The following is a 21,067-nucleotide window of genomic DNA, read 5'->3' on the forward strand; positions in this document are numbered from 1 at the left end:
GCACGCCCCGTCGCGCATAGATCGGGGTGAGCGAGGGAGAGGGAATAACCATGGCACTTGCACCCGACGTATCGAGCAGCACCGATCCGCAACCGCTCGAGGATGAAGGCACCCACATCAACGCACCGGGCCTGCAGTTCTTCGTCTTCGGCCTGTTCTTCATCTTCGGTGGCATCACCTCGCTCAACGACGTGATCATCCCGAAGCTGAAAGAGCTGTTCACGCTCAACTACACCCAGGCGATGCTGGTGCAGTTCTGCTTCTTCACCGCCTACCTCGTGATCGGCATCCCCGGCGCCAAGCTGGTCAAGCGGATCGGCTATATGCGCGGCGCGGTGGCGGGCCTGTGCCTGATGATCCTCGGCTGCCTGCTGTTCATCCCGGCGAGCCAGACCGCGACCTACGCGCTGTTCCTCGGCGCGTTGTTCATCCTCGCCAGCGGCGTGGTGATCGTGCAGGTCGTCGCGAACCCGCTGATCTCGCTGCTCGGCCCGCAGAAGACCGCGCATAGCCGCCTCACCTTCGCGCAGGCGTTCAACTCGCTCGGCACCACGGTCTTCCCGATCGTCGGCGCCGCCGTGATCCTCGGCAGCCTCGCCAACGTGACCGCCGACCAGTTGTCGGGCGCGGAACTGATCGCCTACCGCCAGGCCGAAAGCGAAGCGATCTGGCAAGGCTATCTCGGCCTCGCCGTGCTGATCGGGCTGGTCGCGCTCGCGGTCTGGGCGTTCCGCAACCGCCTGCAGGGCGAGAAGCACGAAGCCTCCTCGGGCCTCGCCGGGCTCGACCTCCTGAAGCGCACCCGCTTCGGTTACGGCGCGCTGTGTATCTTCCTCTATGTCGGCGCCGAAGTCGCAATCGGCTCGATCATCATCAACTATCTCGCGCTCGAGCGCGTGCTCGGCCAGCCCGAAAGCGTTATCGGCTGGATGATCGGCCTCTACTGGGGCGGCGCGATGGTGGGGCGCTTCATCGGTTCGGGCCTGCTGCGGGTGTTTTCGCCGGGCAAGATCCTGGCCTTCAACGCGATCGGTGCGATTCTTCTGATTGCGATCTCGGCCAACTCCGCCGGCGAAATCGCGGCCTACAGCCTGCTCGCCTGCGGCCTGATGAACTCGATCATGTTCCCGACAATCTTCTCGCTGGCCTGCGAAAAGCTCGGCCCGCGAGCGGCCGACGGATCGGGTATCATCAACGTCGCTATCTTCGGCGGCGCGGTCGTGCCGCTGCTGTTCGGGGTGATCGCCGATGCGAGCGGCAGCCTCGCCTTCGCGCTGGTACTGCCGGCGATCTGTTATGCGATCATTGCCGGCTTCGGATATTACGCGCGCCGCCCGGCCTGACCCCGCTAGACCCAAAGGACCCGACCGGGGGGCTGGCGCGTAGTCTCCATATGAGAAAAGGACTCCGATGACCGCCCCCGGCGAGACTTCTTCCAAGCTGCTGCTGTTCGGCGCGACCGGCGACCTCGCGCGCCGGATGCTCCTGCCCTCGCTCTATGCGCTGCATTCCGACGGGCTGGTGCCCGACGAGCTGCAGATCATCGGCACCGCGCGATCGGAGATGTCGGACGATGAATTCCGCCAGATGGCGCGCGAGGCGCTCGAGGAACACCTTCCCGAGGATCGCAAGGATCCGAAAGCGCTCGAGAGCTTTCCCGAGCGGCTGAGCTACCAAGCGCTCGACGCCTCGACGATCGAGGGATTCGATGCGCTGGCCGAGAAGGTCGGCGACACGTCGGGCGGCCTCTCGATCTTTCTTTCCACCGCGCCGTTCCTGTTCGAGCCGACGATCAAGGGGCTCGAATCGGCCGGGCTGGCTGGCAATAACGTCCGCATCGGGCTCGAAAAGCCGCTCGGCAACGACCTCGCTTCTAGCCGCGAGATCAACGATGCGGTCGCCGCGGTCTTCCCCGAGGAGCGGATCTTCCGGATCGATCACTATCTCGGCAAGGAGACGGTGCAGAACCTCATGGCGCTGCGCTTTGCCAACATGCTGTTCGAGCCGGTCTGGAACGCCGCGCACATCGAGCATGTCCAGATCACCGTCAGCGAGACCGTGGGGCTCGAAGGCCGCGCGGGCTTCTACGACGAGACCGGCGCGCTGCGCGACATGGTGCAGAACCACATGCTGCAATTGCTCGCGCTCACCGCGATGGAACCGCCGGGCGATTTCGACAGCACCGCGATCCGCGACGAGAAGGTCAAGGTCCTGCGCGCATTGCGCCCGCTCGGGCCGGAAGAAAGCGTGCGCGGCCAGTACACCGACGGCGCAGTCGGCGGCGAGGCGGTCGGGTCGTACGAGGCCGATCTCGACGATAGCTCCGACACCGAAACCTTCGTCGCCCTGCGCGCCCATGTCGACAATTGGCGCTGGCAGGGCGTCCCGTTCTACCTGCGCACTGGCAAAAGGCTAGCCGAACGGCGCAGCGAGATCGTGGTCCAGTTCCGCTGCGTGCCGCACAACATCTTCGGCAAGCGCGGCGGGCAGTTGCAGGCCAACACGCTCGTCATCCGGCTCCAGCCGGAGGAATATGTCCGGCTGCTGGTGATGGCCAAGGAACCGGGACTCGACAGCGAGAAGGTGATCCTGCGCGAGGTGCCGCTCGACCTGTCGCTGAGCCAGGCCTTCGCCGGGACCGTCCGACGCATCGCCTACGAACGCCTGCTCCTCGACCTGATCGAAGGCGACCAGACGCTGTTCGTCCGCCGCGACGAGGTCGAGGCGCAGTGGCAATGGATCGACGCTATCCGCGCCGGCTGGGCCGAGAGCGGCCTTGCCGCCAAGCCCTACAGCGCGGGCAGCTGGGGCCCGAGCGCGGGGATTGCGCTGACCGAACGCGACGGGGTCAGCTGGCATGAGTGAGATCGAACGCCTTACCTTCGACGACCAGAACGAACTGCATGCCGCGCTCGCCGACGAGATGCGCCGCGCGATCGCAAGCGGGCGCGAAAAACGCGGCTCCGCCCTGCTCGCACTGAGCGGCGGCAGCAGCCCGTTCCCGATCTATCGCAGTCTCGCCGAAGAGGATCTTGGCTGGGCCGACGTCACGATCATCCCTGTCGACGAGCGGCTGGTCCCAGAAAACGACAAGCTGTCGAACACGGCCAAGCTGCGTGAGGTTTTCGAGCCCGCCGGGGCGCGGGTGCTGGGCCTGTTCCCCGATCCGGAAACCGACCCGCTCCCTCCGTCCGCGCTCGACGTGGTCGATCTGCCAGCCGACCTGCTGTGGCTGGGCATGGGTGGTGACGGGCATTTCGCCAGCGTCTTTCCCGGGCCGGATTACGAGCGTGCCTTCGCCACCGAGGACGACACCGTGTTCGTCAATCCATTTCCGATGCCCGCCGGGGCACCGGTCGGACGCCTGAGTATCTCGCCGCGCGCGATCGCCGATTCGCGCCGGCTGATCCTGGTGATTGCGGGCCGCGACAAGCGCGCCGTGTTCGACCGCGCGCTGGCCGAGGGCACCGCCTCGCCCTACCCGATGGGTCGCTTCCTCGAGGAGTTGCAGCCCACCATGACCGTTTACGAAGGCCTGTTCTGATGACCCTCGATCCGACCATCGAAAAGGTGACCCAGCGGATCGTCGAGAAGAGCCGCGACGGGCGCACACGCTATCTCGACCTGATCGAGCGCATGGGCGAGGAAAGCCCGCGTCGTTCGGCATTGTCCTGCGGCAACCTTGCCCACGCCTTCGCCGCGAGCGGCGAGGACAAGGCGACGATCCGCGAGGCGCGCGCCACCAACATCGCGATCGTCACCGCCTATAACGACATGCTCTCGGCGCACGCGCCCTATTATCGCTACCCGGAGAAGATCAAGCTGTTCGCCCGCGAGGTCGGCGCGACGGCACAGGTCGCCGGCGGCGTCCCCGCGATGTGCGACGGGGTCACGCAGGGGCAGGACGGGATGGAACTGTCGCTGTTCAGCCGCGACGCGATCGCGATGGGGACCACGATCGCGCTGAGCCACGCGATGTACGAAGGCGCGCTGATGCTCGGCATCTGCGACAAGATCGTGCCCGGTCTGCTGATGGCTGCCTTGCGCGCAGGACACCTGCCGACGATCTTCGTGCCCGCCGGGCCGATGCCGTCGGGGCTTGCCAACAAGGAAAAGCAGCGCGTCCGCCAGCTCTATGCCGAGGGCAAGGCCTCGAAGGGCGAATTGCTCGAAGCCGAGAGCGCGAGCTATCACGGCGAAGGGACCTGCACCTTCTACGGCACCGCCAATTCCAACCAGATGATGATGGAGGTGATGGGCCTCCATGTTCCCGGCGCGGCCTTCCCCAATCCCGGCACGAAGATTCGGCAGGAGCTGACCCGGGCCGCCGCGCACCGGGTTGCCGGGATCGGCAAGGAGGGCGACGATTACCGCCCGCTCGGTCGCTGCGTCGACGAGAAGGCGGTGGTCAACGCGATCGTCGGCCTGCTCGCGACCGGCGGGTCGACCAACCACATGATCCATATCCCCGCGATCGCGCGCGCGGCGGGAATCAGCGTCGACTGGACCGATTTCGCCGAACTGTCAGAAGCGGTGCCGCTGGTCGCGCGGGTCTATCCCAACGGCTCGGGCGACGTGAACGATTTCCAGGCGGCCGGCGGCATGGGCTTCGTGATCCGCGAATTGCTCGCCGAAGGCCTCCTGCACAAGGACGTGATGACCGTGTGGCATTCGGACCTCACCCTCTATGGCCGCACCCCCGAGCTGGACGATGGCGCGCTCGTCTGGAACGACGCGCCTGCCAAGAGCCTCGACGAAACCATCCTGCGACCGCCCGCGACGGCGTTTTCCGACCATGGCGGGCTCGCGCTGCTCGAAGGCAATCTCGGCCGCGCGGTGATGAAGACCAGCGCGGTCGACGAAAGCCGCCACACCATCGAGGCGCCGTGCCGCATCTTCCACACGCAGGAAGCGGTGCAGGCCGCGTTCAAGGCGGGCGAGCTCGACCGCGACGTGGTGGTGGTGGTCCGCTTCCAGGGACCGCGCGCGAACGGGATGCCCGAATTGCACAAACTGACCCCGCCGCTGGGCGTGTTGCAGGATCGCGGCTTCAAGGTCGCGCTCGTTACCGACGGCCGGATGTCGGGCGCCAGCGGCAAGGTGCCCGCGGCGATCCACCTTTCGCCCGAGGCGCTCGGCGGAGGCCCGATCGGCAAGCTGCGCGATGACGACCTCGTTCGCGTCTGCGCACAGGAAGGCACGCTCGAAGCGCTGGTCGACGCCGAGGACTGGAACCTGCGTGATACGCCCACGCCGCCAGCTGCCGAAGACGGGCTGGGCCGCGAGCTGTTCGCGCTGATGCGCCGCCATGCCGACGAGGCCGAGCGCGGCGGCAGTGCGATGTTGTTCGAGGCCGGGCTGTGAGTGCTCCGACCCGCATCGTCACCGCCGATATCGGGGGCACGCATGCCCGATTCGCGATAGCCGAAGTGGCCGACGGCAAAGTCGCTTCGCTCGGCAAACCGACCAAGATGGCCTGCGCCGATCACGCCAGTTTCCAGACCGCGTGGGAAGCCTATGGCGAGGCGATCGGCGAGCAATTGCCCCGCGCCGCCAGCATCGCGCTGGCCGCGCCGATCGCGGGCGACCTGATCAAGCTGTCGAACAATCCCTGGGTCATCCGGCCCGCGCTGGTGAACAGCAAGCTCGGTCTCGACACGCATTTGCTGCTCAACGATTTCGCTGCGGTCGCGCATGCGGTCGATGCCGTAGGACCTGAACACCTCGCGCATGTCGCCGGACCGGAGGCCCCGCTGCCCGAAGACGGGATCGTAAGCGTAATCGGCCCCGGCACCGGCCTGGGCGTCGCGATCCTCGCGCGGATCGGGGGGCGCGGCCATGTCTTCGCGACCGAAGGCGGCCATTCCGATTTTGCCCCGCTCGACCGGATCGAGGACAAGCTGCTCGAACGGCTGCGGGGCGACCACACCCGCGTCTCGGTCGAGCGCGTGGTCGCGGGGCCGGGCATCCGCCCGATCCTTGAGACCATCGCCGAGATCGAGGGTCGGCCGATGCCGCAGGGCGATGACAAGGCGCTGTGGACGATGGCGCTGGCGGGCGAAAACAGCCTTGCCGAAGCCGCGCTCGATCGATTTTGCCAGTGTCTCGGCGCGGTGGCGGGCGATATCGCGCTGACCCACGGCCCAGGCCCGGTGGTGCTGGCGGGCGGGCTCGGCCTCAGGCTCGCGAAGATCCTCCCGCAATCGGGCTTTGCCGAGCGCTTCGCCGCCAAGGGCCGCTATCGCAAGCTGATGGAGCAGCAGCCGGTCAGCATCATCACCCATCCCGAGCCGGGCCTGTTCGGTGCCGCCGCGGCATTCGCCAAGGAGCATACGTGACCGACATCGGCACTATCATGCGCACCGCCCCGGTGATCCCGGTGCTGGTGATCGAGGACGCGGCCGACGCCGTGCCGCTGGCCGAGGCGCTGGTGGCGGGCGGGCTGCGCGTGCTCGAGGTGACCTTGCGGACACCTGCGGCAATTGACGCGATCCGTGCGATGAAACAGGTCGAGGGCGCGATCGTCGGAGCAGGCACGGTGATCGACCCCGACGGGCTCGACGCCGCGATCGATGCGGGCAGCGAGTTCATCGTCTCGCCCGGCCTGACCGAGCGCCTCGGCCAGGCGGCGAACGAACGCGAGATCCCGTTCCTCCCCGGGATCGCCACCGCGAGCGACCTTATGTGCGGGCTCGATCTCGGCCTGACGCATTTCAAGTTCTTCCCGGCCGAGGCGAATGGCGGGATCGCTGCGCTCAAGGCCCTCGCGGGACCGTTCGGCCAATGCCGCTTCTGCCCCACCGGCGGGATCACCGCCGCCAGCGCGCCCGATTGGCTGGCGCTCGATCCGGTGTTGTGTGTCGGAGGCAGCTGGATTGCGCCCAAGGGTGCCGCGCCGCACGACATCGAGGCGCTTGCCCGCGCCGCCGCGGCGCTCGGCTGATCGCAGCAATGTCTTGAAAATGTCGCATCCCGCGCGCAAGCGTTGGAATGTGAACGAGTTGACGCCCCTCCACCCTGCAGCGCCTGCATCCGAAGGTGCCGAGGATGCGAACTCGTTCGAGAACGAACATTTCTTCAATCGCGAACTGAGCTGGCTGGCCTTCAACCGCCGCGTGCTCGCCGAGGCGCGCAATCGCGACTACCCGCTGCTCGAACGCCTGCGCTTCCTGTCGATCTCGGGGAGCAATCTCGACGAGTTCATCATGGTCCGCGTCGCCGGGCTGATGGGGCAGGCCAAGCGCAAGATCGACGAATTGTCGCTCGACGGGATGACCCCGGGCCAGCAGCTTGAAAAGATCAACGACGAGCTCGAGCGGATCGAGCGCGAACAGGACGCGGTGTGGGACGAGTTTCGCACCGAACTGGCCGAGAACGGCATCGAGGTGATCGACGGCAGCACGGTCGACGACATGACTTGCTCGTGGCTCGAGACCTACTTTACCGAGAACATCCTGCCGGTGCTGACCCCGCAGGCGGTCGATCCCGCACACCCCTTCCCCTTCGTCGCCAATCTCGGGCTCGGCCTGCTGTTCAACCTCAAGCGCAAGAGCGACGGGGTATCGCTGGTCGAGATGGTGCTGATCCCCGGGAATCTGCCGCGCTTCATCCGCATTCCGGGCCGCGACACCAAGTATATCAGCATCGAGAACCTGATCCGGCGCCATGCGACGCTGCTGTTCCCCGGCTTCAAGCTGCGCGGAGACGGTCTGTTCCGCGTGATCCGCGACAGCGACATCGAGGTCGAGGAAGAGTCGGAAGACCTGGTGCGCTATTTCCGCAGCGCGATCCAGCGACGCCGGCGGGGCGACGTCGTCCACCTCGAAATCGAGGAGGGATTCGACGAGGAAGCCGAGACCCTGCTGCGCGAACAGCTTTACCTGGCGCAGGCGACGGTCGACGAGAAGAGCGGTCTGATCGGTTTCGCCGCGCTCGAGCGAATCGTCGAAGAGGATCGGCCCGATCTCAAGTTCGAGCCTTACAGCCCGCGCTACCCCGAGCGGATCGCCGAGCATGATGGCGATGCCTTTTCCGCGATCCGCGAAAAGGACATCGTGATCCACCACCCCTATGAGAGCTTCGAGGTGGTGGTCGATTTCCTGCGCCAGGCCGCGCGCGATCCCGATGTCGTCGCGATCAAGCAGACGCTCTATCGCGCCGGCTCGCAATCGCCGATCATCGGCGCGTTGATCGAGGCCGCCGAGGCGGGCAAGTCCGTCACCGCGGTGGTCGAATTGAAGGCACGCTTCGACGAGGAGCAGAACATCCACTGGGCGAGCGAGCTCGAACGCTCGGGCGTCCAGGTGATATACGGTTTCGTCGACTGGAAGACCCACGCCAAGGTCTCGATGGTTGTCCGGCAGGAAGGCACCAGCTTCCGCACATACTGCCATTTCGGGACCGGCAATTACCACCCGGTCAACGCCAAGGTTTACACCGATCTCAGCTACTTCACCGCCGATCCTGCAATGGGCCGCGACGCTGCGAAACTATTCAACTTCATCACCGGCTATGTAGAGCCCGAAAACCTCGAGCGCATCGCGGTCTCGCCCAGCGGGTTGCGGCGGACCGTCTACCAGTTGATCGACGCCGAGATCGCCAACGCGGCCAAGGGCAAACCCGCGGCGATCTGGGCCAAGATGAACGCGCTCGCCGATCGCAAGATGATCGAGAAACTCTACGAGGCAAGTCAGGCCGGGGTGCGCATCAACCTGGTGGTGCGCGGGATCTGCTGCCTGCGCCCCGAGGTCCCGGGCCTGTCGGACAATATCACGGTCAAATCGGTGATCGGGCGGTTCCTCGAACACGGCCGCATATATGCCTTCGCCAATGGCGAGATGATGCCGAGCAAGAAATCGAAGGTCTATATCGCCTCGGCCGACTGGATGAGCCGCAATCTCGATCGCCGGGTCGAGACAATGGTCCCGATGACCAACAAGACCGTGCGCGACCAGGTGCTCGAACAGGTCATGCTGGCCAATTTGCTCGACACCGAGCGCAGCTGGCGGTTGCAGGCCGATGGCAGCTACGAACGGCTCGAGGGAGGCGACAACCCCTTTAACCTGCACCGGTACTTCATGGAGAATCCTTCGCTCTCGGGACGCGGCGGCGCGCTCAAGAAGAACAAGGACGTTCCCCGCCTCTCGCTCCGCCGCGAAAGCGCCGAATGAACCGAAGCGGAAAGCGCGATAGCGAGAGACCGCGCGCGATCATCGATATCGGGTCGAACACGATCCGCATGGTGGTCTACGGCAATCCGCCGCGCGCACCGCATGTGCTCCACAACGAGAAGACGGTGGCGCGCCTCGGCCGCGACCTGTCTCGCACGGGCAAGATCCCGGGCAAGGCGGCGAAGCTGGGGCTCGATGTCCTGCGCCGCTTCGCACGCCTGATCGAAGAGCTTCGGATCGATGATGTCGAGGCGGTCGCCACCGCCGCGGTGCGCGACGCGAAGAACGGCGCGGATTTCCTCGAAAAAGTCCGCGAACTGGGCTTCGCACCACGGCTCCTCAGCGGCAACGAAGAGGCTCAGGCCAGCGCCGACGGCGTGCTCGGCGCCTTTCCCGACGCGCGCGGCGTGGTCGCGGATCTCGGGGGCGGCAGTCTCGAGCTGATGGAGATCGACCACGAGAATCGCGGCAACGGCACGACCTTGCCGCTCGGCACGCTGCGCCTCCCCAGCCTGCCGGCCAACAAGGGCAAGAAGGCGGCGATCGCCAAGGTCATCGAAAAGTCCGGCTTTCGCGCGGCGAAGGGAGAAACGCTCTACCTTGTCGGCGGGACGCTGCGTGCATTTGGGCGGCTCGCGATGATCGAGATGAAGTCGCCGTTAGAAGATCCGCACGGCTTCGTGCTCGAGGCCGGGGACGCGCGCCGCATCGCCAAGCGCTTCGCCCGCCGCGAGACAGACAAGATCGCCGGGATCGAGGAGATATCCTCTTCGCGCAAGGAGATGATCGGCGACGCCTCGGCGCTGGTCGGCGCGCTGCTGGGCGAATTCGAACCCGATCGGGTGGTCTTTTCCGCCTGGGGCCTGCGCGAGGGCCTACTGATGCAGCGCCTGCCCCGCGAATTGCGGGTGCAGGATCCGCTGATTTCGGCGGTCACCGCCTATGCCGCGCGCCGCGACGTGACTGCACAGACCGGGGCGATGGTCGCCGGGTGGATCTCGGGGCTGCCCGGCGCGCGCGCCGAGGGCACCGAACGGCTTCGCCTCGTCACCGCGATGCTCGCGCTGGCCAGCCAGCGACTCGAGCCCAATATCCGTCGCCGACACGCGCTCGACTGGGCGCTCCACAAGCGCTGGATCGGGCTCGAGCCGGGGGATCGCGCCAAGCTCGCCGCCGCGCTGCTCGCGCAGACCGGGCGGACCAAGCTGCCCGACGAACTCGCGCTGCTCGCAAGCGAGAACGATCTCGCCGAGGGTGTGGCTTGGGGGCTCGGCATTCGCCTGCTGCGCCGACTCGGCAGCGCAGCCCTCTCCTCGCTCGCCGGCAGCGTGCTGCGCGTCGACGGCAAGAAACTTGTCCTCGCCGTGCCGCCCGAGGCGATGTCGCTGTGCGGTCCCGGCACCGAGGAGGACCTGTCCGCCCTCGCCAGCCATCTCGGTCTCAAGCCTGCGATCGAACGGCGAACGGCATAGCGACCGGGTTCAATCGCGGTTCAGGCGCCGCCGGCAGGATGGAATTACGGGAAAACCAGAACAATCAAGGCTTCGCGCACATCCGTGTCGCATCGCCCCCGCCGACGCGCCGCAAAGCGCAGGGAAATTGTCACGCGCGCGTCACATGTGGTAGCCATGCGCGTTCGGACGGAGGACTGGGCCGAATGGGATTCGCGCCAATCACGATCAAACCTGCTCGCCTGCCGCGCCTCGCGCTCGGCGGGGCCGGAATCGTGTCGGCTCTGTTCGCGACGCCCGCCATGGCCGATGTCATCGAGATCGGTGCCGAAGGCCACAGCTGGAAGGTCGGCGGGCCGCCGCCGCAGCAAGGCCAGTACACTCCGCCCCCCGGCGTCGACGGCGAGGATTTCGAAGCCGCGCTGGCGCAGGTCCCCATGACCGTCCCCGAATTCTACCGCGCGCATGTCGCCGGGCTAGCGATCCGCTACCAGCTATCGCCCTCGCTGATCGACGCGCTGGTGTGGCAGGAAAGCCGCTGGCGCCACGAGGCCGTGTCGCCGGTCGGTGCGCGGGGGCTCGCGCAATTGATGCCCGGTACCGCGCGCGACATGGGGGTGGACATCCACGATCCGTTCCAGAACCTCGAAGGCGGGGCGCGCTACCTGCGCATTCAATTGAACCGTTTCGAAGGCAATCTCGCCCTCGCGCTCGCTGCCTATAATTGCGGGCCCGAGCGGGTCGCGCGGGTAAATGGCATACCCGCGATCCGCGAAACTCAGCTATATGTAGCTTCCATCATGGGCCGGTTGGCCGCCCAATCCCGGAGTTGATTTCATCCATGCGTAAGATGTCCGTTTCCGCCGCCCTCGGGGTCCTGCTTCTTCCAACCGCTGCCTTCGCGCAGGATCCCGCCGGATCGGGCCCGATCGTCGGTGCGCTGAGCTGGATGCAGGACACCCTGCTCGGCAGCGTCGCCACGGCGGTTGCGGTGATGGCGGTCGCCGCGGTCGGCTTCATGATGCTGACCGGCCGGATGAACTGGCGCTTCGGCGCGACCGTCATCCTCGGCACCTTCATCCTGTTCGGCGCGGCCTCGATCGTCGGCGGCATCCAGAGCGCGGCAGGCGGCTGAGCCATGGCGGGTCTCGTTCGCGCCCCCGTCCATCGCGCCCTCACCCGGCCGCAGATGTTCATGGGCGTGACGTTCAACTATTTCATCATCAACGCGGTCGTCACCGTCGAGGCCTTCCTGATCTTCCGCAACTGGATCATCCTCCCGGTCGCCGTGGTGATGCATTTGATCGGCTATTTCGCCTGCCTGCGCGAGCCGCGCGTGTTCGATCTCTGGCTGACCAAGGTGAGCAAGACGCCGCGCGTGCGCAACTGGAAGCGCTGGGGCTGCAACAGCTACGCGCCCTGACAATGCGTCCCATGCGGGACTTCGGAGCAATTCTATGAGCAAGTGGATCGGAGCGGCAGGCTGGAGCGCGAAGGAAGCGCTGGCCGGCGATCGCCTGCCCTATCTGCGGCTCGAGGACGGCGAGACCGTGCTGCTGCGCGACGGCGCGCTGATGCAGTCGATCCAGGTCCCCGGCCTGTTGTTCGAGACCGAGGATTCGGACGCACTCAACGCCCACGCCGCCACGCGCGAGGTGATCCTGCGCTCGACGCTCGATGCGCGCTTCGTGCTCTACCACCACGTCATCCGGCGACGGGTCGAAGTCGAACTCGACGCGCAGTTCGACGATCCGCTCTCGGCGCATATCGACCGCCGCCACCGCCAGCTGCTGTCGGGCGGCAAGTTGTTCGTGAACGACCAGTTCATCACCCTGATCCGCCGCCCCGCGCGCGGCAAGGCGGGCATCGCCGAGCGGCTGAGCCGGGCCTGGAAGCGCAAAGGCAGTCGCGAAATCGTCGCCGACGTCAAGGAAATGCGCGCGTTGCGCGCCGCCGCGACCGGGCTGGTCGCCGCGCTCCAGCCCTACGGCGCGCGCATTCTCGGCGAATATGGCGGCAATGACGGCCGCCGGTTCTCCGAGCCGCTCGAACTGCTTTCGGCGCTCTACAATGGCGAGATGCGGCCCGTCCGCACGCCCGAGGCCCATGTCGATCTGGGTCAGATGATCCCCTACCGGCGCGCCAGCTTCGGGCTCGATGCGATGGAATTGCGCGGTGCGGGCGCGACCGATTTCGGCTCGCTGATGAGCCTCAAGGAATACCCCGAAGCGACCGCGCCCGGACTGCTCGACAACCTCCTGCGGCTGCCGTTCGAGATGACGGTGACCGAGAGCTACGCGCCCAACGAGCGCCAGACCGCGCGCGAGCGGATGGACCTCGCCCTGCGCCGCCTGCGCTCGGCCGACGAAGAAGCGGCGAGCGAGCGCGCGGAAATGCTGTCGGCGCGCGACCAGCTCGGCGCGGGTTCGGTCGGGTTCGGCGACCACCACCTCTCGGTGCTGGTCAAGGCACCCACCCTTCCCGAACTCGACGAGGCGACCGCGGCGGTGGGCGCCGCGCTGGCCGATACCGGCGCGATCGCGGTGCGCGAGGACACCAATCTCGAGCCGGGCTTCTGGGCGCAATTCCCCGGCAACGAGCAGTATATCGTGCGTCGCGCGATGATCTCGACCGCCAACATGGCGGGCTTCGGGTCGCTGCACGGCTTCGCGCTGGGGCGGGCGGAGAACAATCACTGGGGCGATGCGGTCGCCCTGCTGGAGACCACCAGCTCGACTCCGTTCTTCTTCAATTTCCACGCCGGCGACCTCGGCAATTTCTCGGTTATCGGCCCGTCGGGGTCGGGCAAGACCGTGGTGATGAACTTCCTCGCCGCGCAGGCGCAGAAGTTCAGCCCCCGCACGATCCTGTTCGACAAGGATCGCGGCGCTGAGATTTTCATTCGCGGGATCGGAGGGCGCTACGACCGGATCAGCCCGGGCGAGCCGACCGGTTTCAACCCGCTGATGCTGCCCGAGACCCCAGCCAACAAGGCTTTCCTGCGCGACTGGTTGGGCGTGATGCTCAATGCCGAGGGGCCCGAAGAGTTGGGCACGATCGCAGCGGCGGTCGACGCGACTTACGAGAACGACCCGCGCCTGCGGCGCCTGCGGCATTTCCGCGAATTGCTCGCCGGGACGCGCCGCCCGCAACCCGGCGACCTCGCCGACCGCCTCTCGGCCTGGATCGAGGACGGCGAACATGCCTGGCTGTTCGACAATGAGCGCGACGAGGTCGATCTCGAACGCCGCGTGCTCGGCTTCGACATGACCGCATTGCTCGAAAGCCCGCGCCTGCGCACGCCGACGATGATGTACCTGTTCCACCGGATCGAGGAACGGCTCGACGGGCATCCGACGATGATCCTGATCGATGAGGGCTGGAAGGCGCTCGACGACGAGGTCTTCGCCGCGCGCATCCGCGACTGGCTCAAGACCTTGCGGAAACGCAACGCGCTGGTCGGCTTCGCCACGCAGAGCGCGCGCGACGCGCTCGATTCGAAGATATCGACCGCGCTCGTCGAACAGACCGCGACGCTGGTCTTCACCCCCAACCCGCGCGCCCGCGCCGAGGATTATTCCGAAGGCTTCGGCCTGACCGAGCACGAGCTCGCGCTGATCAAGACGCTGCCCGCGCATAGCCGCTGCTTCCTCGTGCGCCAGCCCAATGCGAGCGTGGTGGTGCGGCTCGACCTTGGCGGCGCGCCCGAAGTGCTGACCGTGCTGTCGGGCCGCGAGGCCTCGGTGCGCAAGCTCGACAATCTCCGCGCCGAACTCGGAGACGATCCGGCGGCCTGGTATCCGCACCTGACCGGGCATCCGTGGCCCGGCGACAGTGGCATCGAGCACGACAGCGACATGCCCGAGGCAGCCGAGTGACGACCGCCGCCGCCGCCTCGTCCTGCGATCTCTACACCGACGGTATCGCCGGCGGGCTCGCCGGTGCGCTGCGCGGGGTCGATTGCGTCGCGGGCGAGATGGCCCAGGCCGCCTTCGCGCGGCTGTTCGGCCCGGGCGGCGAACTCGTCCCCGCGCTGACGATCTTCTTCACGCTGTTCGTCGCGCTGTTCGGGATCGCGCTGATGACCGGCCGCACGCGGCTCGGCATTTCGCAGCTCACCCCGCGTTTCGCGACGCTGGTGCTGGTGATCGTGCTGACTTCGAGCTGGCTCGCCTTCCAGGCGCTGGTGTGGAACGTCTTCGTGCTCTCGCCCGACTATCTCGCCAGCGTGATCACCGGGATCGACGGATCGGCCACCGCCACCTTCGCCGACAAGATCGACATCACCTTCCTCACGATCGGCGAGATCGCCGGGGCGGGCGGTGCCGGGCAGGACATTTCGGTGTTCTCGCCGACCGGCCTGCTGTGGCTCGGCGGGACGCTATTGTTGCTCGGGACGGTCGGCGTGCTGGTGACGGCCAAGATCGCGCTCGCGGTGCTGGTCGCGCTCGGCCCGATCTTCGTCAGCCTCGTCCTTTTCGAAGGGACGCGCGGGCTGTTCGTCGGCTGGATCAAGGGACTGACCATGCTCGCGCTCGCGCCGCTGTTCGCGGTGCTCGCGGGCGGGGTCATGCTCGAACTCGCCGTGCCGGTGATCTCGAGCCTCGCCACCCAGCAGGGCAATATCGATCCGCGCGCTGCGATGGCGTTCTTCCTGATCGGCGCGGTCCATGTCGCGCTGATGATCTTGGTACTCAAGGTCTCGGCGACGATGGTCGCCGGGTGGACCGTGTTCGGCCTCGCCCGCGATCGCAGCGAGAGCCGTACCGTGATCACCAACACCACAGCCGGCACCAATGCACAGGCCCGCGAACCGGCGGCGGCGCAGGCCGCGTCGTCCGTCTCGGGCACCGCCGAGCGCGCGCGCATGCCTGCCGCGATCATGGCCGCCAATGCCGCCAACGACTCCGGCGGCATGTCGAACCGGACCGAGATCCGCACCGTCACCGAACGCGCCGCGGGCGTCGCAGCCGGATCGAGCGACAGTGCCGGCACACCATCACGAACCCACGGGATCGGCAGCCGCTTTCGCGCGCCGTCCGCAGCCAGGAAACCGGAGATGATACGATGATGCGGGTGGTCGCAGCCCTGCTCTTGGCGCTGATCGCGTCAGCTACCGACGTGCGCGCGCAGGATCCGCGCCTGGTCGAGGTGTTCTACGACGAGGATCGCGTGGTCCGGCTCGAAGGGCGCACCAATGTCCAGGCGATGATCGTCTTTGGCGAAGACGAAGTGATCGAGAATATCGGAATCGGCGATTCCAACAGTTGGCAGGTCACGCCGAACAAAGGTGCCGACCGCGTCTTCGTCAAACCCCTGTCCGAAATCGCGTCGACCAACATGACCGTGGTGACGAGCAAGCGCACCTATCTGTTCGACCTCGTCAGCAACCCGCGCAACCCGCCGGTCTATATGCTGAGCTTCATCTATCCCGACGAAGCCGAGGCCGAAGAGACCGTCGCGAGCCCCGCTGCCCGCGCGACCGCGGCCGAGCTCGCCGCCGCCAGCGATCCCTATGCGGTGGTCGATCCCGCGACGCTCAATACGCAGTGGTCGCGCCGCGGAGCGGCGGTGCTGATGCCGGAACGGATCTACAACGACGCTGAGGCGACCTTCCTTGTCTGGGATCCCGAGCGCGCGATCCCGGCGATCCTGCTGCGCAACGACGAGGGCGACGAAGGCCCCGCCAATTACACGCTGCGCGGCGACACGATCGTGGTCGAAGGCGTACCCGGGCTGATCGTCCTGCGCAGCGGCGACGATCTTGCCGAACTGTTCTATGCTGGCCCGCCGCGGGTGAGCGCCGAAGCGGGGAGCCGATGATGCGCGATGCCGCCACCGAAGACGCGGTCGACCCGCGCGACGCGATGGATCTCGAAGATACCGATCTCGCGCGCCGCAATTCCTATCCCGCGGTGACCCAGCGCAAGGGCGCGAGCGACGGCCTCGGCCTTGCCGCGGGCATCATTGCGATCGGGGCGCTCGGGGCGGTGACGCTGTGGGCGTTGCAGAATCCCGATACCGAGCGCAACGCCCAAGGGATCGGCGGAGGTCAGCCGGACGAACAGGTGTCCGGTATCGCGACGGGCGAACCAGCTCAGCCGATCGTCCAACCTCCGGCGGCACAGCCGGCCGAAGCGGCAGGACCGCCTGCAGCCTCGCCCGCCCCGGTCTATACCGCCACGACATCGAGCGTACCGACGGTGCAGACCGCCCCGATCGGCAATCCCTATTCTTCGCCCACCGTGGTGTACGACGTCGGGCGCGCGCCCGGCGCCGCCGCCGCTGCCGAAGCCGCCGATGCAGCAGCCGCCGGAGCCCCGCCGACCCCCGGCGGCGGCAACGCAAGCGATTTTGCCTCGCGGATCGGCGGCGTGGGCGGCGCGCCGACCCGCGCAGCGCGGTCGATCGATCCGTCGACCACGGTGGCGCAGGGCACGCTCATTCCCGCCGTGCTCGAAACCGCGATCAACACCGACGTGCCCGGCTATGTCCGTGCGGTCGTCAGCAAGGATGTCCGCAGTTTCGACGGCAAGCGGGTGCTCGTCCCGCGCGGCTCGCGGCTCGTCGGCCAGTACCAGAGCGGCGTGCAGGCCGGGCAGAAGCGCGCCTATGTCGTGTGGACCCGGCTCCTCCAACCCGACGGCGTCTCGGTCGACCTCGCCTCCCCCGGGACCGGGTTCGACGGCACCACCGGGCTCGCCGGCGACGTCGACAACAAGTTCTTCCAGCGCTTCGGCTCGGCGATCCTGCTCTCGGTGATCGGCGGGCTGACCGCGATCGCGGGCGGCGGGGCGAGCGTCGTCCTCGGCGGCGGCCAGAGCGCTGCGGCCACCGCGCTCCAGCAGAACGGCGAGATCGGCCCGACCATTCGCGTCAAGCAGGGCGAGCCGATCCGCGTCTTCACCGCGCGCGACCTCGATTTCTCGACCGTCGCCACGGGACGCTGAGCGATGGACGCGCCGATCTCGGCCGACGGCGAAGGCCCGGACACGCCGCCCGAAATCGGTGCCGATGCGCGCAGCGTCTATCTCGACGCCTATCTCGCGCCCTTCCGCCAATGGCTCGACAAGGATTCGGTCACCGAGATCCTGGTCAACCGCCCCGGCGAAGTCTGGATCGAAGACGCCGAGCTGCGCGGGCCGATGCGCAAGGTCGAGACGAGCGAGATCGACGATCGCCTCGTCCAGCGTCTCGCCGAACAGGTCGCGCGGGTCTCGCACCAGGGGATCAATCGCGAGCACCCGCTGCTCGGGGCGACGCTGCCAGATGGCGCGCGAATCCAGTTCTGCGGCCCGCCTGCCGCGCGCAAGCACTGGTGCATGGCGATCCGCCGGCATCGCCGCCTCGACCTGCCACTCGACGCCTATGACCACGGCCCCCTCGGGCAACACGTGGAGCCCGACTTTCCAGATCACCAGCAGCAGCCGATCGAATTCCTCCGCGCAGCGATCCAGGCACGAAAGACGATCCTCGTCTCGGGCGGTACCTCGACCGGCAAGACCACCTTCCTGAACGCCATGCTCGGCGAGATTCCGGGAGAGGAGCGCGTGGTGCTGGTCGAGGACACGCCCGAGCTGAAACTGCCGGGCGAGAATGGCGTCGGCCTGGTTGCCGTGAAGGGCGAGCTGGGCGAGGCCAAGGTCACCGCCAACGAATTGCTTCAGGCCGCGCTGCGCCTGCGCCCCGACCGGATCGTGCTCGGCGAATTGCGCGGGACCGAGAGCGTGTCCTTCCTGCGCGCCATCAACACGGGCCATCCGGGCAGCTTCTCTACCATCCACGCCAATTCGGTGCGCGGCGCGCTCGAGCAATTGTCGCTAATGGTGATGCAGACCGGGATCGGGCTGAGCCGCCAGGACACGCTCGAATACGCGGCGAGCGTGATCGACGTGATCGTCCAGCTCGACCGCACCGACGGCAAGCGTGGAATCGCCGCGATTGCACGATCCGCCGATCTCGTTGCGATCGCCGATAATCCCGGCGCTTGATTTACCAACCGCTGAAGGCAGTCTGGTAGTTCCCTCGGGAGAAACGGCGCATGGCCAACCGGCTGCGACGCGCAGACTCTCTCGAAAGCTTCGACCGGGCCTTTCCCCGCCAGGCGCACGTTCCTACCCCGGACGCCGGACCAACTCTGGCAGGGGAGCGTGCGCCCCGGTGGGACCGAAGTCGCCGGAATCGGCAGGGGCTTTGTCACCGGGTCGCCGCCGAGTGCCCGTGAACGCCGCTTTCGTGCATCTGCGCGGGAAAGCAAAGGCACTGGCTGACCGGTCCTGCGGGAGACCTTTGGCCTCCGGACGCCCCGGCGGGCTGTCCATTCGAGACACAAAAAAACCGCCCCGGAGGGCGGTTCTTCGAAAACTGGTTGCGGGGGTTGGATTTGAACCAACGACCTTCAGGTTATGAGCCTGACGAGCTACCGGACTGCTCCACCCCGCGGCACCGTTTTGCTGACGTCAGAGACGCCAAAAGGGCCGACCCTGATGGGCGGCCCTCTGACAAGTGAATGGGTTATCCCGCGCACAGCGCCGGCTGCAATGCCTGGCGGCGACCTACTCTCCCAGTGCTTAAGCACTAGTACCATCGGCGCTACCTGGTTTCACGGCCGAGTTCGAGATGGGATCGGGTGGGTCACAGGTGCTATGACCACCAAGCAATGAAGCCGGCGCGGCGTGCGGGTTTAAATCGATGCGATACGTATAGGCGTTGATCTGGCTGATCAATCGTCCGTCAACGCTTCCCTTCGCAGGGCTGACGTTGATGGTGGGATTCATCAAGCATGATCAGAGTTATTAGGACTGGTTAGCTCCACGCGTTACCGCGCTTCCACACCCAGCCTATCAACGTGATGGTCTATCACGACTCGAAGATACCTTATCTTAAGGGAGGCTTCCCGCTTAGATGCTTTCAGCGGTTATCCCGTCCGTACATAGCTACCCAGCGGCACGCCTGGCGGCATGACTGGTACACCAGAGGTACGTTCACCCCGGTCCTCTCGTACTAGGGGCAACTCCTTTCAAGTATCGACGCCCACGGCAGATAGGGACCAAACTGTCTCGCGACGTTCTGAACCCAGCTCACGTACCACTTTAATTGGCGAACAGCCAAACCCTTGGGACCTGCTCCAGCCCCAGGATGTGATGAGCCGACATCGAGGTGCCAAACGATTCCGTCGATATGAGCTCTTGGGAATCATCAGCCTGTTATCCCCGGCGTACCTTTTATCCGTTGAGCGATGGCCCTTCCACGAGGGACCACCGGATCACTATGACCGACTTTCGTCTCTGCTCGACTCGTCAGTCTCGCAGTCAGGCAGGCTTATGCCATTGCACTCTCGCAGACGGTTTCCAACCGTCCTGAGCCTACCATCGCGCGCCTCCGTTACTCTTTAGGAGGCGACCGCCCCAGTCAAACTACCCGCCATAGAGGGTCCCTGATCCGGATAACGGACCTAGGTTAGACATCAGAAAACAACAGGGTGGTATTTCACTGGTTGGCTCCACTCGGACTGGCGCCCAAGTTTCAAAGCCTCCCACCTATGCTACACAGTTCTTTCCTAATGCCACTCTAAAGCTGCAGTAAAGGTGCACGGGGTCTTTCCGTCTAACCGCGGGTACTCCGCATCTTCACGGAGAATTCAATTTCGCTGAGCATATCCTGGAGACAGTGGGGAAGTCGTTACGCCATTCGTGCAGGTCGGAACTTACCCGACAAGGAATTTCGCTACCTTAGGACCGTTATAGTTACGGCCGCCGTTTACTGGGGCTTCAATTCGGAGCTTGCACTCCTCCTCTTAACCTTCCAGCACCGGGCAGGCGTCAGACCCTATACGTCGTCTTGAAGCCGACTTAGCAGAGTCCTGTGTTTTTGCTAAACAGTCGCTACCCCCTGGCCTGTGCCCCCTGAAAAGAGTTGCCTCGATTCAGGGCCTCCTTCTTCCGAAGGTACGGAGGCAATTTGCCGAGTTCCTTCAGGATACTTCTCTCAAGCGCCTTGGTATACTCTACCTGACCACCTGTGTCGGTTTCGGGTACGGTCTATATGAAGAGGCTATTTCCTGGATCCGCTTGGCAGCCCGTCCAATCCAATAAGAACGAACTACTTCCACGAACCGTCACACATCTTCAGGCCCACGAATATTAACGTGGTTCCCATCGACTACCCCCTTCGGGCTCGTCTTAGGGGCCGGCTTACCCTACGCTGATTAGCATTGCGTAGGAACCCTTGGTCTTTCGGCGAGAGGGCATCTCACCCTCTTTATCGCTACTCATGTCAGCATTCGCACTTCCGATACGTCCACCGTCGGTTACCCTTCGGCTTCATCCGCTTACGGAACGCTCCGCTACCGCTCAGAATAAATTCTGAACCCTAAGCTTCGGTGCATTACTTTAGCCCCGTTACATCTTCGCCGCAGAAACCCTTATTTAGACCAGTGAGCTGTTA

General features: G+C 65.9%; 16 protein-coding genes, 1 tRNA gene and 2 rRNA genes (1 of these 19 only partly in view). 16 read left to right on the forward strand and 3 right to left on the reverse strand.

Annotation, left to right across the window (positions count from 1 at the left end):
- Window positions 1–50: 50 nt before the first annotated feature.
- From IEW49_RS10040 to virB11, 16 genes are all read left to right on the forward strand, one after another.
- A complete protein-coding gene (locus IEW49_RS10040) occupies window positions 51–1,343 on the forward strand; it encodes a sugar MFS transporter (RefSeq protein WP_188642545.1) in 1,293 nt (430 codons plus the stop codon).
- Window positions 1,344–1,410: 67 nt separating this feature from the next.
- Window positions 1,411–2,865, forward strand: coding sequence for a glucose-6-phosphate dehydrogenase (gene zwf, locus IEW49_RS10045; protein ID WP_188642546.1), 1,455 nt, complete (start codon window positions 1,411–1,413; stop codon window positions 2,863–2,865).
- Complete coding sequence (locus IEW49_RS10050; protein ID WP_188642547.1) at window positions 2,858–3,544, forward strand: 6-phosphogluconolactonase; 687 nt, start codon at window positions 2,858–2,860, stop codon at window positions 3,542–3,544. The genes zwf and IEW49_RS10050 overlap by 8 nt, the downstream gene beginning before the upstream one ends.
- Complete coding sequence (gene edd, locus IEW49_RS10055; protein ID WP_373282503.1) at window positions 3,544–5,364, forward strand: phosphogluconate dehydratase; 1,821 nt, start codon at window positions 3,544–3,546, stop codon at window positions 5,362–5,364. Before IEW49_RS10050 ends, edd begins: the two co-directional genes overlap by 1 nt.
- Window positions 5,361–6,338, forward strand: a complete 978-nt coding sequence (locus IEW49_RS10060; RefSeq protein WP_188642548.1) for a glucokinase — start codon at window positions 5,361–5,363, stop codon at window positions 6,336–6,338. Before edd ends, IEW49_RS10060 begins: the two co-directional genes overlap by 4 nt.
- Window positions 6,335–6,943: a bifunctional 4-hydroxy-2-oxoglutarate aldolase/2-dehydro-3-deoxy-phosphogluconate aldolase gene (gene eda / locus IEW49_RS10065; protein ID WP_188642549.1), complete on the forward strand. Its 609-nt coding sequence runs from the start codon at window positions 6,335–6,337 to the stop codon at window positions 6,941–6,943. The genes IEW49_RS10060 and eda overlap by 4 nt, the downstream gene beginning before the upstream one ends.
- A 19-nt stretch (window positions 6,944–6,962) precedes the next feature.
- Entirely contained in the window at window positions 6,963–9,170 is a 2,208-nt protein-coding gene (locus IEW49_RS10070; RefSeq protein ID WP_188643177.1) for an RNA degradosome polyphosphate kinase, read from the forward strand.
- Window positions 9,167–10,642 (forward strand): Ppx/GppA family phosphatase, encoded by a 1,476-nt coding sequence (locus tag IEW49_RS10075; protein WP_188642550.1) that lies wholly within the window; start codon window positions 9,167–9,169, stop codon window positions 10,640–10,642. Before IEW49_RS10070 ends, IEW49_RS10075 begins: the two co-directional genes overlap by 4 nt.
- A gap of 185 nt (window positions 10,643–10,827) precedes the next feature.
- On the forward strand, window positions 10,828–11,454 hold the full coding sequence (locus IEW49_RS10080; protein ID WP_188642551.1) for a lytic transglycosylase domain-containing protein: 627 nt from the start codon (window positions 10,828–10,830) through the stop codon (window positions 11,452–11,454).
- A 17-nt stretch (window positions 11,455–11,471) separates the two neighbouring features.
- On the forward strand, window positions 11,472–11,756 hold the full coding sequence (locus IEW49_RS10085; protein ID WP_373282524.1) for a TrbC/VirB2 family protein: 285 nt from the start codon (window positions 11,472–11,474) through the stop codon (window positions 11,754–11,756).
- A 3-nt stretch (window positions 11,757–11,759) separates the two neighbouring features.
- Entirely contained in the window at window positions 11,760–12,044 is a 285-nt protein-coding gene (locus tag IEW49_RS10090; RefSeq protein WP_188642553.1) for a VirB3 family type IV secretion system protein, read from the forward strand.
- Window positions 12,045–12,078: 34 nt separating this feature from the next.
- On the forward strand, window positions 12,079–14,499 hold the full coding sequence (locus tag IEW49_RS10095) for a VirB4 family type IV secretion/conjugal transfer ATPase (RefSeq protein WP_188642554.1): 2,421 nt from the start codon (window positions 12,079–12,081) through the stop codon (window positions 14,497–14,499).
- The gene (locus tag IEW49_RS10100) at window positions 14,496–15,692 is read left to right on the forward strand and encodes a TrbL/VirB6 family protein (protein WP_229658159.1); all 1,197 of its coding nucleotides are present in this window, start codon (window positions 14,496–14,498) and stop codon (window positions 15,690–15,692) included. The genes IEW49_RS10095 and IEW49_RS10100 overlap by 4 nt, the downstream gene beginning before the upstream one ends.
- The gene (locus tag IEW49_RS10105; RefSeq protein WP_229658160.1) at window positions 15,689–16,444 is read left to right on the forward strand and encodes a TrbG/VirB9 family P-type conjugative transfer protein; all 756 of its coding nucleotides are present in this window, start codon (window positions 15,689–15,691) and stop codon (window positions 16,442–16,444) included. Before IEW49_RS10100 ends, IEW49_RS10105 begins: the two co-directional genes overlap by 4 nt.
- Window positions 16,441–17,571 (forward strand): TrbI/VirB10 family protein, encoded by a 1,131-nt coding sequence (locus IEW49_RS10110; RefSeq protein WP_308419700.1) that lies wholly within the window; start codon window positions 16,441–16,443, stop codon window positions 17,569–17,571. The genes IEW49_RS10105 and IEW49_RS10110 overlap by 4 nt, the downstream gene beginning before the upstream one ends.
- Window positions 17,572–17,574: 3 nt before the next feature.
- Complete coding sequence (gene virB11, locus IEW49_RS10115) at window positions 17,575–18,612, forward strand: P-type DNA transfer ATPase VirB11 (protein WP_188642555.1); 1,038 nt, start codon at window positions 17,575–17,577, stop codon at window positions 18,610–18,612.
- A 374-nt stretch (window positions 18,613–18,986) separates the two neighbouring features.
- Here the strand turns inward: virB11 and IEW49_RS10120 are convergent.
- The 3 genes from IEW49_RS10120 to IEW49_RS10130 all read right to left on the reverse strand — a co-directional run.
- Window positions 18,987–19,063: transfer RNA gene (locus IEW49_RS10120), tRNA-Met, on the reverse strand.
- A gap of 100 nt (window positions 19,064–19,163) precedes the next feature.
- A 5S ribosomal RNA gene (gene rrf, locus IEW49_RS10125) occupies window positions 19,164–19,278 on the reverse strand.
- A 118-nt stretch (window positions 19,279–19,396) separates the two neighbouring features.
- Window positions 19,397–21,067: ribosomal RNA gene (locus IEW49_RS10130) — 23S ribosomal RNA — on the reverse strand (it continues 1,121 nt past the right edge of the window).

Origin of the sequence: Pseudoblastomonas marina, assembly GCF_014641655.1 — a bacterium.
Lineage (GTDB): Bacteria > Pseudomonadota > Alphaproteobacteria > Sphingomonadales > Sphingomonadaceae > Alteriqipengyuania_A > Alteriqipengyuania_A marina.